The organism is Maribacter sp. MMG018, from assembly GCF_018100785.1.
GTDB lineage: Bacteria > Bacteroidota > Bacteroidia > Flavobacteriales > Flavobacteriaceae > Maribacter.
The window spans coordinates 1,055,192-1,071,394 of the sequence record NZ_JAGJEC010000001.1 but is presented as its reverse complement, the minus strand read 5'-3'; the positions used below and the strand labels follow the sequence as shown (position 1 = coordinate 1,071,394).

The following is a 16,203-nucleotide window of genomic DNA, read 5'->3' as shown; positions in this document are numbered from 1 at the left end:
CCTTAAAAAACAATCATTGCCTTTAGGGTATAAAATAACCCCGAACACGTTATGTTGCCCGGGGTTTATATAAGCTATTACTTTCCTAACATTAAAAGTTCGTTACACCGTACCTCGGTAATGTATCTCTTTTCCCCTTCTTTTGTTTCGTAAGAACGATGTGTCAACTTACCCTCTACCGCTACTTGTTTCCCCTTTAGCAAATACGTTTCTACAATCTCTGCGGTCTTGCCCCAGGCAACAACGTTATGCCATTGGGTGTCATCTACCTTTTCCCCTTTCGCATTTTTATAACTCTCTGTGGTCGCCAAAGAAAACTTGGCTAGTTTGGTGCCATTTTCCATGGTAATAATTTCTGGGTCCTGCCCCAAGTTTCCAATCAACTGTACTTTGTTTTTAAGTGCGTTCATAATTATTTGTTTTATCGTTAAACAGTTAATACCATCGAACCTCCTTGATCCGACACTGCAAACCTAAAACCATCGTCCAACACGAGTCGGTAACAAAACACTTAATTTCGTTTGTAATCGTTTACAATCATTTGTAAACTTTTAAACAACTAAATATCAATTATTTATACAAATAAAATAATTACATAAAAAAACGCTTATCTCCTATTTTCGCATCACAAGCATTTTTTTGCTACCTTAAAAGTTTAAAGTAACACCCCATGCATACAGATTTTGAAGTAATAGACAATCCCTCTAAAAACCGCTATGAAGCAAGGGTCGAAAATGCCATAGCAAGAATCGAGTACACAAAAAAAGAGGATAAAATATTTTTGACACATACCGAGGTACCCCAATCTTTGGCCGGAAAAGGAATTGGATCAAAATTGATTTCCAAAGTGTTAGAAGATATAGAGCGTAAGCAATTAAAACTGATTCCTCTTTGTTCTTTTGTGGCCTCTTATCTAAAACGGCATCCAGAATGGAACAAATTAGTGATACAAGATGCAAATACAGAATAAAAATCGCCATCGTATTTTATTATCACAGCACTACAACATCAATAGCATACACATAATTAACACCACCAATCAAAATAACTTATGGAATTAGCCATACACAATTGGATGAGGGCCGAAACACTAGAACACACCCTCAACAGAATATCAAAATTAGATTACGGATATATAGAAATACAGGGCACCCCTGAAAATTACGACACCCAAAAAGTGCAATTATTATTGGACGTATATGGCATTAAATGTTGGGGGTCTGTGACATTGATGTTGGAAGACCGTAACCTTTTGGCAAAAGATGTTGCCCAGAGAAAAATGTCGGTTCAGTATGTAAAGGATATTGCAAAAATGGTCTCAGAACTTGGGGGATCGGTAATATCGTTGGTTCCGGCGACCGTTGGCAAGATCATTCCCGATGCTACCCCCGACCAAGAATGGGAATGGGCCGTAGAGGGCATACAGGAAATATATAGGTATACCGAAGACCTTGGTCTAAAAATTGGTATTGAACCCATTAACCGTTTTGAAACCTATTTTATCAACCGTGGTGAACAGGCCCTTGCCTTGGCAGAGGCCGTAGGCAGTAATTGTGGGGTTTGCCTAGATACGTTTCACATGAACCTAGAGGAAGAAGACCTATACAAAACGATAAAAAAAGTAGGCAAACGCTTGGTGAACTTTCATGTTGCCGACAACAATCGCATGGCTCCGGGTATGGGCCATTTAAATTGGAACAAAATTATTGCTACGCTTAAAGAGATTGACTACGACAAAGTACTTTCTGTAGAGTTCTGTGCTCCCTTAGACCGCACACCTGCGAACCCCTATCCAAATTCCATAGACACCAACCCAGAAGGGCTATCTGCCGAACAAAAGAAATTTTTGGAAGACCATGGAAGCTCCGCCATTACCGATGAATTTTATACCATGCTGACAAGAAAATCCATTGAAACCTTAACCAAACTGATAAAATAACATGAAAATAGCCAACATAGAAGCTTTTTGGTTGCGATGTCCCATTCCAAAAGAAAAACAACACTTTAGCGATTACGGACTTCTCACCAATTTTGATATGACCTTGGTAGTCGTTACCACAGAATCGGGCCTTCAAGGTTTTGGAGAAGCAAAAGCGGCCGTTGGCTCCTCAGGTTCCTGCGCCAGTATTGTCAGTTGTATCGAAAACGAATTAAAACCACAATTGATCGGCCAAGACGCCAGACATATTTCTCGAATATGGGAACAGGCCTACAACGGCACCAGAGACCATTATGCCTTATCTAGGGGCCGTAAGTTTCCTATCTTGGGAAGAAGGGGACTTACCATTTCTGCACTAAGCGGTATAGATACCGCACTATGGGATATTAAAGGAAAATCGTTAGGAGTTCCGGTAGTGGAACTCTTAGGTGGTAGCTGTAGAGATAAAATGCCCGCCTATGCCAGTGGTGGCTGGGCCAAAGTGGATGCTATTGGCGAACAGTTAAAAAGCTATACCTCTAAAGGGTTTTCGGGTGTAAAAATGCGTGTAGGCGTAATGGACGAAACTGTGAAGACAAGTATAGAAAGGGTAAAAGCGGCACGCATGGCCCTACCGGACCATATTAAATTAATGACAGATGCCCATGGCACCTTTAGTGTACCGGAGGCAAAACAATTTTGTAGAGGTGTTGCCGATTGCAACCTATACTGGTTTGAAGAACCCATTAGCCCTGACAACAGAATTGGAACCGCCGAAGTTAGGGCTAGTACCGATATTCCCATTGCTGCCGGAGAAAGTGAATATACCGCTTTTGATATACGTGATATGATAGCGGAACGTGCACTGGATGTTCTACAACCAGATTGTGCCATTATCGGAGGTATTACCGAAGCTATGCGGGTCTCGCAATTGGCACATACCTATCAATTGGAGTTAGCCCCCCATTGTTGGGGATCGGCCTTTTCTTTCATGGCGGGGGTATCGGTGGCATTCGCATCTCCATCGGCCAACGTTATCGAGTTTTCTTTGGGCGGAAACCCCATGATGTACGACCTCGTAAAGGAACAAATTAGTGTAGACGACAAAGGCATGATCACAGCTCCCGATAAACCCGGATTGGGATTGAACCCTAATTGGGACTTCGTAAAAGAATTTAAACAATAAACCATGGCAAAAGCAGTAAAGATAAATCATGTAGCATTGATCGTTAGCAACTTAGAGGAAGCTTGTAGGTTTTACGAAAATGAACTGGGACTAGAGCCCATTCCCGCATTTTTGTTCGACTACCCTACGGCATTCTTTAAATTCAACGAAGAACAGCAGTTACACCTAACGGAATGGGAAGACAGCTACTCGTTCAGAGGACATATATGTGTACAGGTCGATGATATCAATACTATATTTTTTCGTATGAAAGAATTAGGTATCATAGATATTAGACCTTGGGGAAAAGTACGACAATTACCAGATGGCGCCATTCAGATGTTTATACGTGACCCCTCTGGAAATTTAGTGGAACTATCATCGGAGCCCGGTGCCCATATAGACCCTAAAATATTTGAGGACGAGCTTTATAAGGATGGTATCTATGTCTCTGGAAGAAATGATTTTAGAGGTTACAAGACCAAAGATGCAACCCTATATCATAACAAATAGATGTCTAAAACAATTTTACTTCTAGAGACCATTGCAGATGATGCGATGCATTTATTAATGTCGGACAAAGACCTGATCATTTTACAGGGTTACGACGAACCTTCGATACAGAAACATACAAAAGAACATCAAATAGATGCCATAATTACCAGAGGCAAGGGTCAGGTACGATCTTCACTTATGAATGCATGCCCAGACCTTAAGGTTATTTCGAGGTGCGGTGTTGGCTTGGACAATATTGATGTTACCGAAGCCACTAAAAGAGGCATCAAAGTGGTAAACGCCCCAAACAGCAATGCAAATACTATCGCAGAACACACTATCTCGTTATTGTTAATGTTGCAACGCAATCTCTACAACGCCATTACCATGGTAAAAGAAAACCGATGGACAGAACGGGGAGGCTATGTCGGGGATGAATTACACGGTAAAACACTGGGAATATTGGGCCTAGGGAATATTGGCAAAAAAGTTGCTAAAATAGCTGACGCCTTCGGGATGAACGTTATCTATTGGAGCTCAAAAAAAGAAGATGTCCCCTACCCTTTTAAGTCTTTTGAAACAGTTCTTAGTACGGCCGACTGTATCAGCCTACATGTACCGTTAACCCAAAAGACCGAAAAATTAATTGATAAAGATGCTTTGGCCAAAATGAAACCTTCTGCCATACTCATCAATACCGCAAGAGGCAAAATAATAGACCAAGAGGCTCTTTACGAAGCACTTGACAATAAAAAAATAGGAGGTTTTGGCGCCGATGTTTTGGCCGACGAACCACCAATACCAAACGACCCTTTATTAAATTTACCAAATACATGCATAACCGCCCATATAGGTAGTTTAACAAAGACTACCTATAACCATATGTGCATGCTAACGGCAAAAAACACCATCGCAATTTTAAGAAACGAAGAACCTACGAACGACTGCATTTTTAATCAAAAAGAGTTGAAAAATTAAAGAAGCTATTGCCTAAATGTAACTTCTCTAGGCCCAACCTATAGGAAAATACCACGTGGTGCCCATGATATGGTACCTATAAATCTCTGTAATGATATCTGTAACCAGTACAGACGTATTAAAACAAAGAAGCAATATTCCGTTTTCGACCTATATTCCTTAACTTGTTAACTAATTCCAAACAACACTGAAAATGAAAAAATCGAACTTTCTAACATTCTTTTGTTTTTTATTTACGGCCATCGTCGGTTGGTCACAAACTACCGAAGAAATTGTTGCGGCCATAGAGAAAGAAGCCATTGAAAATTCTCAACTAGAACAATTGGCTTACGAATTAATGGACTATAATGGTCCACGATTGGTTGGTACGCCCCAAATGAAATCTGCACACGATTGGGCCGTTAACACCTATAAAAAATGGGGTATAAGTGCGGAGAACCAGCAATGGGGAACATGGCGCGGTTGGGAGCGCGGCATTACCCACGTAGACATGGTTTCGCCTAGAGTGGCCTCTTTACACGCCACACAATTGGCATGGAACCCAAGTACAGGCAAAAAAGGGGTTACTGCCGAATTGATAGCTTTACCCAAAGTATCAGATTCACTCGCCTTTGCCAAATGGCTACCAAACGTAAAAGGCAAGATCGGAATGGTAAGTATGCCACAACCCACCGGAAGACCCGATGATAATTGGGAAAAATTCGCCACTGAAGCTTCATTTGCCAAAATGAAAAAAGAAAGGGAGGAAATGGAAAAGGAATGGCGTAAAAACATGAACAACACCGGATACTCTAGCAGAACCATCAACAAAGCATTGGAAAAAGCCGGAGCTGTCGGCATTGCTCAATCAAGATGGTCTAAAGGTTTTGGCTCCAACAAGATATTCAGTGCCGGAACAGACAAAATTCCGGTCGTAGATATCTCTTTGGAAGACTACGGAATGTTATACCGTATGGTAGAACATGGAGCAAAACCAGAAATTAAAATTGTAGCCGAATCCAAAGAGCTAGGCGAGGTACCTACTTTTAATACAATTGCCACCATACCCGGTACAGAACTACCGGACGAATATGTTATACTTTCCGCTCATTTCGACTCTTGGGACGGAGCAACGGGTGCTACCGACAATGGCACAGGAACCATTACCATGTTAGAGGCCGCACGCATTCTTAAAAAGGTATACCCCAACCCCAAAAGAACCATTATAATAGGCCATTGGGGAAGTGAAGAGCAAGGTTTAAACGGATCTAGGGCATTTGTAGAGGACAATCCCAAAATAGTAGCCGGCCTACAGGCTCTGTTTAACCAAGATAACGGAACAGGCCGGGTTGTTCGAATATCCGGTCAAGGATTTTTACATTCCTATGCCTATTTAGGAAAATGGTTAGAGGCGGTACCAAAAGCGTATAAAAATGAAATCGAGACTACCTTCCCAGGTGCTCCGGGAGGTGGGGGATCGGATTACGCTTCTTTTGTAGCTGCGGGAGCTCCGGCTTTTTCATTAAGCTCTTTAAGTTGGGACTATTGGAATTATACGTGGCACACAAATTTGGACACCTATGACAAAATTGTTTTCGACGATGTTCGCAACAATGCCATTCTAACGGCAATACTAACTTATATGGCCTGCGAGGATCCAGAAAGAACATCACGCGAAAAAGCAGTATTGGGCATAAATCCAAGAACAGGTGAACAACGAGAATGGCCAACACCAAAGAGCCCGAACAGAAGAGGAGGTCTAGATTAAATATCCCGCCTCTTTATCAGAGCTTTAATCATTGCTCTGTTTCCAGATTATCGGTCGCAAGTAACGCTTTTTTAATGGCGTTGCTCCACAGAGCATAACCACTTTTGTTCAGGTGGAGCCCATCGGACATATATAGTTCGGGAATAGGTCTGTTCTCGGTAGTGATCATTTGTCCAAAGACATTGATATATTGTGCATTAAGCTCTGATATAATATATTTTGAAAGCAAGAGGTTCGTTTCCATGATCAATGGAATAAGAGCCTCTCTTTCAACACTCGGTTTTAGGCTTATCAAAGCCAATTCTATACCCGGGTACTTATTGTAAATCAACTGCACAAGCTCTTTACAATCTGCCAACACCTCTTGTGGTGTCTTGCCTTCGCTTAAATCGTTCTCCCCGGCATACAAAACAATTTTATAGGGGTTGGCGTCTTTAAACACTTCTTCAAAGTAGTGAATACACCAAGCAAACGAAGATCCACCAAAACCAAGGTTCACCACATTCATTGGCGCAAGGTCTCGTTGCATATTCACCCATAAACGAATAGAAGAACTACCGTAAAATGCAATCAAATTTTCTTGTGAACTTAACTGTGCAATTCTTCTTTTTAACCTCTTGATTTCATTTCTCCATATTTCTGGAGGCTCTTGACCTTCTGATTTGGTAGGTGCCATAAATAAATTTTCTGCCCTGTCTATCGCCTGTTTAACATCTTTCTTGTATTGCAACTGATACTCATTTACAAAATCTACAAGGTCTCCCATTTTTCTGGAAGGCACTTTATCGCTCAACTTAAAGGGCTTTTTAATACTACAATAGTAAAGCGATTTTCCTATTCTATGATCAAAATTAACCATAACCACCGGTACTATATAGGGTTCTGGAAAAGAATTCATCGCCAACTTAAAACTACCTAATTTAAAAGGTCCGGGCGATTCTTCGGTTCTATAAGAAGTACCCTCGGGACTTATGATCAGATTATAATTGTTTTCCAGATATTTGGAAGCCTTGCTATAAAAGATACTTCTAGATGCTTTCTTTTCTTCCGCCGTGGTCTCTTCTGACTCTTTTGTGTAAACATTTATATACCCCAAGCGGTCATAATAATTTTGATGCCCATATTCTTGCCCCTTTCCTATTCTAACGGTTCTTATACCCGGCTCCCCATATTTTCTATATAGGACCATAGCACTCAAAAAATGCGAATCGAGCGTAATTTGAAAGTTATTGTTAAGCGTATAATACGTATCGTTTACCAGGTGATTGTAAATAAAAATATTTCCTGGATTATCGGGTAGATTCTCCCATCCTTCTATGACGTGGGGTACTTTGTCAAAAACTTTTGAAGTCACCTCTGCACAAGCTTTTCGACTCTTTTCAGAATCAACATTCTCCCGTTCGGCCACAACCTCATAAATATTACGTAGCCCATTTATAAAGGCAAGCTCTTTTTTGTCCTCTGAGAGCAACTCCAAGCTCAGCGATGCCAAATGCCGTTCTAGGGCAGTACCATTGTTCAATATATTGGTCAGTGCGGAATAAGCAAAAGGCTTGGTATTAATATTTGCCAACAAATGCGGTACTTGGTGCAATGGGGAAGCCAGTTTAATTCTAGACTTATTATTATTTATCAATTGATATACCGCCTGCAGGTTATGCTTGCCCAATAGCCCTACATAACGCACGAAGGCCGCGTTCATCTGATTGCCCATGAGCCAAAGCAATTTCTCATAAAAAAGAGTTTCAAAAGCTTTGTCCCGAACAAACAACCGTATTAAGTCTCGTTGAGGAATAAAGTAGGCCGATGTCTTTTGTGTAGTTATGGCCGAACAGATATCTTTCTCTTCCAACAAGGACGACCATCCAAAAATAAATCCCGAATTTTTAATAGAGCGCTGTCGGATCTCTATATTATTTTCCACCCTCTTGATCGCAACCTCACCATGTATCAATATAAAAAGTCCGTTACTGGAACCATCTTGCACATAAAGTACCTCATCCGGTTCATACTCTCTTCTTTCGGCAATATCCGCCATAGCTTTTAGGTACTTTTCCTCAAAAAAATCAAGAAAGGGCGATCGCCTCATCAACGATACTATCTCAGATTGCTCTGAATTAGGGGTAATATAGAACTCACGGTCTTCTACAAAAGGTTGAAACCGTACCGGATTCAACAACTCTGTTTGCTTTAGAAGAGCGGTTCTTAATTGACGGTAAAGCTTTACCCCGATACTCTTAAGCAATAAGTTTTGAGTATCCTCCCGAATAAAATCTTTTAGTGTTTTAAGGGGTATTTCATAAAAAATGGCCTTTGGCGAAGCAATTACGGCCTTGTAGGTATAACGCTTTCGCTGATTGAACCCATTTAGACCAAGTGTTGTATAAGGTTCCGAAATAGTACAGACCAAAAGATCGTTATCCGGATTCTCTACGGCAATATAATAATCAACGCTACCCTCTATAAGCCAACGAAAAGTTTTTACCTTTTTATGAATATCACAGATTATATGATCTTTTAAATATGTGGTAGTATTGCCTTCCGAAAAATACTCCTTCAACCGTTCAATATGTATACTTTCTCCCAAAAAACAATGTCTTTTTTACCCAAATCCGGCCAACTAACTTATTAAGTTTAAACCGAAAACCGAAACACGGGCATCATTAAAACCATTTTAGCAAAATGCCCCCCATTTTTTAAAAAATTCCACAAATATTACTGGCTTTTACAACAATCGCCCAAATGGCAACTACACTCAAAGACATGTGGAAGACTCCTTATTAAATACCTTTCGATTTTAAAATAAACCTTACCGGTTTTAGTATCTTGATCATTTAAAATAAACATGAATTATAGGCAATTGTTAAATTTATATTCGACACCTTGCCAAGAACCAAAATAGTAACATAAGATCATACCATGTCAGATTTTATCTATGACCAGATTTTTAAGTCAAAAGATTACACCCAAAATAACCTGCCAAGGGCAGCCTATGAAAACTGCACTTTTGAGAGTTGTAATTTTTCCGGCGCTTACCTGGACAATCAGAATTTTATGGAGTGTACTTTTGTAGATTGTAATTTAAGCAATGCCAATCTTACGAACACCACTTTCAAGGAAGTGGATTTTAAACACTGTAAAATGATCGGGTTAAAATTTGAGGATTGTAATGATTTTTTAATGAATTTCACTTTTTTGGATTGTGTTCTCAACCTTACCTCTTTTTACGGACTCACCTTAAAAAACCAATGCTTTACCGATTGTAAATTAATTTCGGCAGACTTTACCAAAGCCATCTTACATAATTCACAATTTGAAAACTGTGACCTGGACAAAGCTATTTTCTCTAATACCGATCTAATGAAGGCAGACTTACGCTCATCTTATAACATTGTTCTAGATCCTGGTAAAAACAAATTGACCCATGCCCATTTTAGTTTGGAAGCGTTGCCCGGCTTATTGGCAAAACATAAAATAAAAGTTACCCTGTAATGCTTAAAGACATTCACCATATAGCCATAATCTGTTCCGATTACGAAAGATCAAAACATTTTTACACACAGGTATTGGGCTTACAGATTATAAGGGAAATCTATAGGGAGGAGCGGCAATCGTATAAATTGGATCTGGCCCTTAACGGAAAATATGTGGTTGAACTCTTCTCTTTTCCCGATCCGCCAAAGAGAGCATCTAGGCCCGAAGCCTGTGGTTTACGTCACCTAGCGTTTGCCGTAGACAACTTAGATGAGGTAATGGCCCATTGCGAAAAACATAAAATATTGGCCGAACCGGTTCGCACCGATGCTACAACAGAAAAAAAATTCACCTTTATCTCTGACCCCGATAATTTACCTATCGAATTTTATGAACTATAAACCGGTATTTTTTGTAACTGGATAATTTGTAACTTGTTACAAACTCCGATCATGAAATTAATAGTACCGGCATTACTTCTTTTTTGTTTCTCGCTTTATTCACAACATACCCTCTCTTTTGAAGAGGGTTTCAACTCCCCAAAAGCAACCTTAGAACAAGTAGCATGGATGACAGGGCATTGGAAAGGCGAAGCTTTTGGAGGCATCACCGAAGAAATTTGGAGTCCTCCTTTGGGTGGCAGTATGATGTTTTCTTTTAAACTTGTGGCGGATGGCAAGGTAACTTTCTATGAGCTTGGCCATATTAAAGAAATAGAAAACACCCTCTTATTGCAATTGAAACATTTTAACGGAGACCTTACCGGTTGGGAAGAGAAAGAAGACACGGTAGACTTTAAACTAGTCAAATTAGAGGACAACAAAATATATTTTGATGGTTTTACCATGGAGCGGATTTCTGACCAAGAAGTGAACATTTATGTAGTTATAGGGCATGAAGATGGTACCGAGGAAGAAATGAAATTCAACTACAAAAAACAATAGCATGAAAAAAAAATGCTTGGAATGTGGTACTGAAATCATAGGCAGAATAGATAAAAAGTACTGTAACGACCACTGTAGAAACGCCTATAACAACAGGGTCAACAAAGACAGTAAAAACCTAATGCGCAATATCAACAACCGCCTACGAAAAAATTATCGCATTTTGGAGAGTTTTAAGTTAACCGATGGCAAGACCAGAACCACAAGAACCCAGTTATTGCACAGAGGTTTTGATTTTGATTATATCACCAACCTTTACACTACAAAAAAGGGAACTACCTATTACTTTATATACGATTTGGGGTACCTACCCTTAGACAACGATTATTACATGATCGTAAAAAGAGAATAAGTAAAGTGCTTCCGAAAAACCTTTATATAAAAAATGCTTCCTGTAGAAGCATTTTTTGCAACAAACTATTTCTAACTAATTAATCGAAAAAAAACTATTTCCAATTGTGCCCGCTTAAATTAAGTGCCGCGACCACAATATCTTTTCTACTTATTTGCCCTACCAATATGTCGTTCTTCATTACGGGCAGTCTTCTACGGTTATGCATATCAAAAATACCCGCAGCATCAAAAATGGTAATATCATGCGGAATGGTCTCCACTTCCTTTGTCATAAAACGCTCAACACTCTTGTCTAAGATAGGTTGATTAAAATAGCGACTTTCCGAGATTTGTTTCATACAATCGGCCTCAGATATAATACCGACCAAAAATCCGTTATCATCAATAACGGGTCCCCCAGAGATATGATGCTTCGCAAATTGCTCCATAACCTCAAGAATTGATTGATCAGGCCTAAAAGTGATCAATTTTTTGGTCATATGATCAGCAACCAGTATTGGAGCATCAAATTCTTTTTTAACATTCTTACGAATTCCTTGAAAGCTTTTGATTCCCATAACGTTTATATTGAAGGTTAATTAATAAATATATTAAAAAATAATGTATTTACTAAAAAAATTCGTTATAACGTGTCATTACTTTAATATTTTATAATTTTAACCAGAATCAAAAATTTATGAAAAAAACCACGACCGTAACCACCCTACTACTTATTATCTTAGCTATTTATTGGAGTTTTAGGTCCATGACACCCATTTATTCTCCAGATAAAAAAGTGGACACTACTTCTTTTTCAACCGACCGAGCTTTAACCCACGTCAAAGAGATATCCAAAGAACCGCACGCAGTAGGTTTTCCCGCGCACCAAAAAGTCCGCTCGTATATTGTTTCCGAACTGGAAAAACTAGGACTACAAACAGAGATTCAAGAAGGGTATACCGCTGGTGATTGGGGCAATTTGAGCAAAGCCATTAATATAATCGCTCGTATAAAGGGTACCGAAAAAGGAAAAGCCCTTATGTTATTAAGTCATTACGACAGCAGCCCCCACTCTTCTTTGGGCGCAAGTGATGCCGGCAGTGGAGTAGCTACCATAATAGAGAGTGTTAGGGCCTTTTTAGCAAAGAAGGAAGCTCCAAAAAATGATATCATCATTCTTATTTCAGATGCAGAAGAACTGGGGCTTAACGGTGCCGATCTGTTCGTAAGAGAACATCCATGGACCAAAGACGTAGGATTGGTGCTAAATTTCGAGGCTCGTGGCAGTGGGGGCCCCGGAATTATGCTATTGGAAACCAATAGAGGCAACAATAACCTCATCAAAGAGTTTATAAAAGCAGACCCCGATTACCCTGTTGCCAATTCTTTGGCATACAGCATTTACAAATTATTACCTAACGATACCGATTTGACCGTTTTTAGGGAAAATGCAGATATAGACGGCTTCAACTTTGCCTTCATTGACGATCATTTTGATTACCATACGGCACACGATACCTATGAACGATTGGACCGTAATACTTTAGCACATCAAGGAAGTTATTTGGTTGCCCTTTTAGATCATTTTAGCAAGATAGATTTGAGTACGGTCAGAAGTCTAAAAGATTCCGTTTATTTCAACATCCCTTTCTTTAAATTGATTTCATACCCGTTTGAGTGGCTCTGGCCCATGTTACTGATGGGTTTTGTGGCCTTTTTGGTATTATTGGTCCTCGGGTTCAAAAAAAATGTATTGAACGGAAAAGATATCTTAAAAGGTTTTCTTCCTCTATTGACCTCTCTTGCAATCAATGGTATTGTAGGTTATTTTGCTTGGTCGGCATTAAAATTTATCTACCCACAATATGCAGATATTTTACATGGTTTTACGTATAACGGGCATGCCTATATTTTTGCTTTTGTTTTTTTCTCGGTAAGTGTTTGTTTTTATGCGTACCATAAATTAAAAATAGTTAAAACCCCAAATTTGTTGGTGGCGCCCCTTTTTCTATGGCTTGTCATTTGCACATTGTTATGCCTATATTTAGATGGGGCAGCATTCTTTATAATTCCGGTATACGGAGCGTTGGCTGCATTTTACATCGTAATAAACCAGAAAAACCCCAACGGATTTTTATTATTGTTCTTGGCCTTGCCCGCAATTTTCATATTTGCTCCTTTTATCCAGTTGTTCCCTATTGCCCTAGGCTTAAAAATGATGGTTGCATCCACCATATTTACGACCCTTACCTTCTACCTTCTTTTACCGTTGATCACGAGATACAAGAACAAAAGAAGCATGGCATTGATCAGCTTTTTGCTATTTGTAGGTTTTATGGCTTCTGCACATTTCGATTCTGACTTCACCGTCGAGAATGCCAAACCTACCAGTTTGGTATATATGCTGGATGTAGACAAGAATCAGGCAAAATGGGCCACCTACGAAAAAACCCTTTCCAATTGGACAAAACAATACATAGACCCCGAAAAAACTACTCCCGAAAAACTTTCGGCAAAAACCATCAGTAGTAAGTACGGATCAGGTTTTACTTATACCGCAACAGCCCCGTTAAAAGACATAACACCGCCGACCCTCGAAGTTTCGCAAGACACGGTCATAGGAGAAACAAGAAGGTTGCAAATCTGCATTACACCCAAACGTAATGTAAACAGGTTGGAAATATTTACGAATAACGTTTCCATCAATAAAGCCAGGGTAAATGGTATTGTTCTTTCGGATCATTATTTAAAAAATAGAAGAAACGGCAAATTAGTAACCCATTACATCAGCGACAATCAGTATACAGAGTTAAGTTTAGAGTTCCCTAATGACGATTCTTTGGAATTAACCTTTTACGAGGCATCTAACGACCTGCTCAACAATGAACGGTTTACCGTACCCGAAAGACCGGAAAATAACATTCCGATGCCTTTTGTACTGAACGATGCTATTTTAACCGTTCAAAAACTAACATTTGATTAAAAGAATTGGGATAATAGGGTGTGGATGGTTAGGCCTTCCGTTGGCAAAAAACTTCATTAAAGAAGGTTTCGCTGTTAAGGGTACCACCACATCCGTTGATAAATTGGCACTATTGACCAATGAAAACATTACTCCATACCATATAAAGATTTCAGAAAAAGGTATAGAAGGTCCGATACATGATTTTTTATTAGATGTAGATATATTGATTATAAATATACCGCCCGGACTAAGGGGAAAAGGAAAGAAGGAGAGTTATGTAAAAAAGATGCAGTTTTTGGTTACCGAACTGAACAAATCGTCCATTAAAAAGGTTGTTTTTATCAGCAGTACCGCTGTTTATGGTGATTCTCAAGGTGAAGTCCACGAAAAAACAACTCCCCTACCTTCATCAGAATCTGGCAGACAACTATTACAAACGGAAAATATTTTTATAGGAAACGATAACTTTAAAACTACCATTATAAGGTTCGGAGGTCTTATAGGCCCCGATAGGCACCCTATAAATATGCTTTCTGGCAGGCAAAACCTAAAAAACGGAAATGCCCTTATCAACCTCATCCATTTAAACGATTGTATTCGCCTTATAACAGGTGTATTAACAGAAAACATTTGGGGAACATTGTTGAACGGGGTGTACCCAGACCATCCAACAAAACAACAATACTATTCTCACGAAGCCCTTAAAAGAAATATAAAACAACCTGAATATCAATCATTTGAATCTAAAAACCCTAAAAAAATCACCTCTTGCCATCCATTTATCGCTAAAAAATTCACTTATTTAACACCATTGCAAGAATAGTTTACCACTCCTATTTTAGTTTTCACAACATAAATCGTCTTATTATACATAATAATCAATTGATTTTTAGATAGTTAAGAAGTTAACCTATATCTTTAAGTAACTTCAAAATAAAAAAATCATGAAAAAGTCTAATCTTAGAAAGAGGATTCTCATGGAGTTTGAAAGTCTTATTTCACAAAGTTGCAACAATCCGAGAAAAACCAAGAAATACCGTCAGTTACATGTTGCATTACTAAAGAAATATTACAATGCCGCCAATGTATCTATCGATTATCATAGACATCGCATTAAGATGGATATCATAATGGACGATACAACATACAAAGCAGGAAAGATCAACATAAACCTGCCCGTTTTGCATACCGATCTCATTTTTAACAACCTAAAGACCTTTTTACGGTCCTGTATAGAAAAAGATGATAAAAGCCTTGGTTTTTATGCACAGTTATTAAATACCGTCACCAATCAAAAAAGGCGGCATATACTGGTCCAATAAATAGTAATTACAGAATATAATAGGCGTTTTTAAACGCCTATTTCTTTTTATTTCAATTAATGTTTTCGTTAACAAGTTCGTTCAGAATATTTTAATAGTTTAGCTTACCAAAAAAACACTGAATAATGAAAAAATTGATTCTTGCGCTTATTCTAATGGTAAGCTTTGCCGGAAGTGCGCAAACTAAAAGTGAACTACAAAAGCATTACGAAGAATTTTATCGCCAAATGAGGCTTCAAGGAGACATAAACGGGGTCATAAATGCACTTACACACCTAAATGTACTCTCGCCTTCCAAAGAAAGAATGGACACCTTGGCCTATATCTATGCAAACGACAATCAACACTTACAGGCCTTGAACACCATAGGTATAGAGAAAGTAGAGACCGATTCCGATTTGGCCGTACAGGTAAAGGCCATTTCACTAAAAGCCTTGAACCAACCCAAAAGGGCTTTGGAGCAATTTGAAATTTTGTACAAAAGAAACCCCAATGCTTATTTGGCCTATGAACTGGCAGATTTAAAAATTCAGTTGGGTGACAACGACGGTGCTATGACCAATATCGAATATGGTATAACCAACTCAAAAGATGATATGAAGTATGCTTTTTATGAGCGTCAACAACCTTATGAGGTGCCTTTAAAGGCCGCTTTTCTTCATTTAAAGGCTTTGGTACAGTTTAATAAGGACAAAGATAATATTGATGCTGCCGTTGCGACCATAGACGAAGCCTTGGCCATAGATCCGAACTTTAATTTGGCAAGTCTTAGCAAACAAGCTTTGTTAAACAGAAAACAAACTGCCGAAGAACCTAAAAAATAATTTATTGGGAAACCTATTAAAAAAGCGGGCCAAGGCCC

17 protein-coding genes are annotated in these 16,203 nt (G+C 39.0%); 14 read left to right on the top strand and 3 right to left on the bottom strand.

Going from position 1 to position 16,203, the window contains the following annotated elements; genetic code table 11:
• Window positions 1-77: 77 nt before the first annotated feature.
• The gene (gene ssb / locus J8L85_RS04660) at window positions 78-410 is read right to left on the bottom strand and encodes a single-stranded DNA-binding protein (protein WP_211015020.1); all 333 of its coding nucleotides are present in this window, start codon (window positions 408-410) and stop codon (window positions 78-80) included.
• Between the two features lie 260 nt (window positions 411-670).
• Here ssb and J8L85_RS04655 point away from each other — a divergent pair, with 260 nt between their 5' ends.
• The 6 genes from J8L85_RS04655 to J8L85_RS04630 all read left to right on the top strand — a co-directional run bounded on the left by J8L85_RS04655 (window position 671) and on the right by J8L85_RS04630 (window position 6,303).
• Window positions 671-970, top strand: coding sequence for a GNAT family N-acetyltransferase (locus J8L85_RS04655; protein ID WP_211015018.1), 300 nt, complete (start codon window positions 671-673; stop codon window positions 968-970).
• Between the two features lie 81 nt (window positions 971-1,051).
• The gene (locus J8L85_RS04650) at window positions 1,052-1,939 is read left to right on the top strand and encodes a sugar phosphate isomerase/epimerase (RefSeq protein ID WP_211015016.1); all 888 of its coding nucleotides are present in this window, start codon (window positions 1,052-1,054) and stop codon (window positions 1,937-1,939) included.
• Window position 1,940: 1 nt separating this feature from the next.
• Complete coding sequence (locus J8L85_RS04645) at window positions 1,941-3,104, top strand: mandelate racemase/muconate lactonizing enzyme family protein (RefSeq protein ID WP_211015014.1); 1,164 nt, start codon at window positions 1,941-1,943, stop codon at window positions 3,102-3,104.
• Between the two features lie 3 nt (window positions 3,105-3,107).
• Window positions 3,108-3,596 carry a VOC family protein gene (locus J8L85_RS04640; RefSeq protein WP_211015012.1) on the top strand — a complete coding sequence of 163 codons (489 nt, stop codon included), beginning with the start codon at window positions 3,108-3,110 and terminating at the stop codon, window positions 3,594-3,596.
• Window positions 3,597-4,556 (top strand): hydroxyacid dehydrogenase, encoded by a 960-nt coding sequence (locus J8L85_RS04635; protein WP_211015010.1) that lies wholly within the window; start codon window positions 3,597-3,599, stop codon window positions 4,554-4,556.
• Between the two features lie 193 nt (window positions 4,557-4,749).
• Entirely contained in the window at window positions 4,750-6,303 is a 1,554-nt protein-coding gene (locus J8L85_RS04630; RefSeq protein ID WP_211015008.1) for a M20/M25/M40 family metallo-hydrolase, read from the top strand.
• A 28-nt stretch (window positions 6,304-6,331) separates the two neighbouring features.
• On the opposite strand, the gene J8L85_RS04625 is transcribed toward J8L85_RS04630, so the two are convergent.
• Complete coding sequence (locus J8L85_RS04625) at window positions 6,332-8,890, bottom strand: cyclic nucleotide-binding domain-containing protein (RefSeq protein WP_211015006.1); 2,559 nt, start codon at window positions 8,888-8,890, stop codon at window positions 6,332-6,334.
• Window positions 8,891-9,222: 332 nt separating this feature from the next.
• Here J8L85_RS04625 and J8L85_RS04620 point away from each other — a divergent pair, with 332 nt between their 5' ends.
• From J8L85_RS04620 to J8L85_RS04605, 4 genes are read left to right on the top strand one after another with little or no spacing between them, the layout of a single operon-like run.
• Window positions 9,223-9,795: a pentapeptide repeat-containing protein gene (locus tag J8L85_RS04620; RefSeq protein WP_211015004.1), complete on the top strand. Its 573-nt coding sequence runs from the start codon at window positions 9,223-9,225 to the stop codon at window positions 9,793-9,795.
• On the top strand, window positions 9,795-10,178 hold the full coding sequence (locus tag J8L85_RS04615; RefSeq protein ID WP_211015002.1) for a VOC family protein: 384 nt from the start codon (window positions 9,795-9,797) through the stop codon (window positions 10,176-10,178). The genes J8L85_RS04620 and J8L85_RS04615 overlap by 1 nt, the downstream gene beginning before the upstream one ends.
• A 51-nt stretch (window positions 10,179-10,229) precedes the next feature.
• Window positions 10,230-10,721 carry a DUF6265 family protein gene (locus J8L85_RS04610; protein WP_211015000.1) on the top strand — a complete coding sequence of 164 codons (492 nt, stop codon included), beginning with the start codon at window positions 10,230-10,232 and terminating at the stop codon, window positions 10,719-10,721.
• A gap of 1 nt (window position 10,722) precedes the next feature.
• Window positions 10,723-11,073, top strand: coding sequence for a hypothetical protein (locus tag J8L85_RS04605; protein WP_211014998.1), 351 nt, complete (start codon window positions 10,723-10,725; stop codon window positions 11,071-11,073).
• Between the two features lie 94 nt (window positions 11,074-11,167).
• Here the strand turns inward: J8L85_RS04605 and J8L85_RS04600 are convergent, their stop codons facing one another.
• Window positions 11,168-11,632: a CBS domain-containing protein gene (locus tag J8L85_RS04600; protein ID WP_211014996.1), complete on the bottom strand. Its 465-nt coding sequence runs from the start codon at window positions 11,630-11,632 to the stop codon at window positions 11,168-11,170.
• 119 nt (window positions 11,633-11,751) lie between these two features.
• On the opposite strand from J8L85_RS04600, the gene J8L85_RS04595 reads away from it, so the two are divergent.
• The 4 genes from J8L85_RS04595 (at window position 11,752) to J8L85_RS04580 (ending at window position 16,165) form a co-directional block, all read left to right on the top strand.
• The gene (locus tag J8L85_RS04595; protein WP_211014994.1) at window positions 11,752-14,037 is read left to right on the top strand and encodes a M28 family peptidase; all 2,286 of its coding nucleotides are present in this window, start codon (window positions 11,752-11,754) and stop codon (window positions 14,035-14,037) included.
• Window positions 14,030-14,842 (top strand): NAD-dependent epimerase/dehydratase family protein, encoded by an 813-nt coding sequence (locus J8L85_RS04590; RefSeq protein WP_211014992.1) that lies wholly within the window; start codon window positions 14,030-14,032, stop codon window positions 14,840-14,842. The genes J8L85_RS04595 and J8L85_RS04590 overlap by 8 nt, the downstream gene beginning before the upstream one ends.
• Window positions 14,843-14,963: 121 nt before the next feature.
• Window positions 14,964-15,341, top strand: a complete 378-nt coding sequence (locus J8L85_RS04585; protein ID WP_211014990.1) for a hypothetical protein — start codon at window positions 14,964-14,966, stop codon at window positions 15,339-15,341.
• Between the two features lie 125 nt (window positions 15,342-15,466).
• Window positions 15,467-16,165 (top strand): hypothetical protein, encoded by a 699-nt coding sequence (locus tag J8L85_RS04580; RefSeq protein ID WP_211014988.1) that lies wholly within the window; start codon window positions 15,467-15,469, stop codon window positions 16,163-16,165.
• Window positions 16,166-16,203: the final 38 nt, after the last annotated feature.

What these genes read in the sequence shown, in the direction of transcription:
- ssb (WP_211015020.1), bottom strand. Translation starts at nt 410, where the DNA reads ATGAACGCACTTAAAAACAAAGTACAGTTGATTGGAAACTTGGGGCAG.
- J8L85_RS04620 (WP_211015004.1), top strand. Translation starts at nt 9,223, where the DNA reads ATGTCAGATTTTATCTATGACCAGATTTTTAAGTCAAAAGATTACACC.
- J8L85_RS04640 (WP_211015012.1), top strand. Translation starts at nt 3,108, where the DNA reads ATGGCAAAAGCAGTAAAGATAAATCATGTAGCATTGATCGTTAGCAAC.
- J8L85_RS04605 (WP_211014998.1), top strand. Translation starts at nt 10,723, where the DNA reads ATGAAAAAAAAATGCTTGGAATGTGGTACTGAAATCATAGGCAGAATA.
- J8L85_RS04655 (WP_211015018.1), top strand. Translation starts at nt 671, where the DNA reads ATGCATACAGATTTTGAAGTAATAGACAATCCCTCTAAAAACCGCTAT.
- J8L85_RS04645 (WP_211015014.1), top strand. Translation starts at nt 1,941, where the DNA reads ATGAAAATAGCCAACATAGAAGCTTTTTGGTTGCGATGTCCCATTCCA.
- J8L85_RS04635 (WP_211015010.1), top strand. Translation starts at nt 3,597, where the DNA reads ATGTCTAAAACAATTTTACTTCTAGAGACCATTGCAGATGATGCGATG.
- J8L85_RS04580 (WP_211014988.1), top strand. Translation starts at nt 15,467, where the DNA reads ATGAAAAAATTGATTCTTGCGCTTATTCTAATGGTAAGCTTTGCCGGA.
- J8L85_RS04610 (WP_211015000.1), top strand. Translation starts at nt 10,230, where the DNA reads ATGAAATTAATAGTACCGGCATTACTTCTTTTTTGTTTCTCGCTTTAT.
- J8L85_RS04615 (WP_211015002.1), top strand. Translation starts at nt 9,795, where the DNA reads ATGCTTAAAGACATTCACCATATAGCCATAATCTGTTCCGATTACGAA.
- J8L85_RS04595 (WP_211014994.1), top strand. Translation starts at nt 11,752, where the DNA reads ATGAAAAAAACCACGACCGTAACCACCCTACTACTTATTATCTTAGCT.
- J8L85_RS04600 (WP_211014996.1), bottom strand. Translation starts at nt 11,632, where the DNA reads ATGGGAATCAAAAGCTTTCAAGGAATTCGTAAGAATGTTAAAAAAGAA.
- J8L85_RS04630 (WP_211015008.1), top strand. Translation starts at nt 4,750, where the DNA reads ATGAAAAAATCGAACTTTCTAACATTCTTTTGTTTTTTATTTACGGCC.
- J8L85_RS04650 (WP_211015016.1), top strand. Translation starts at nt 1,052, where the DNA reads ATGGAATTAGCCATACACAATTGGATGAGGGCCGAAACACTAGAACAC.
- J8L85_RS04585 (WP_211014990.1), top strand. Translation starts at nt 14,964, where the DNA reads ATGAAAAAGTCTAATCTTAGAAAGAGGATTCTCATGGAGTTTGAAAGT.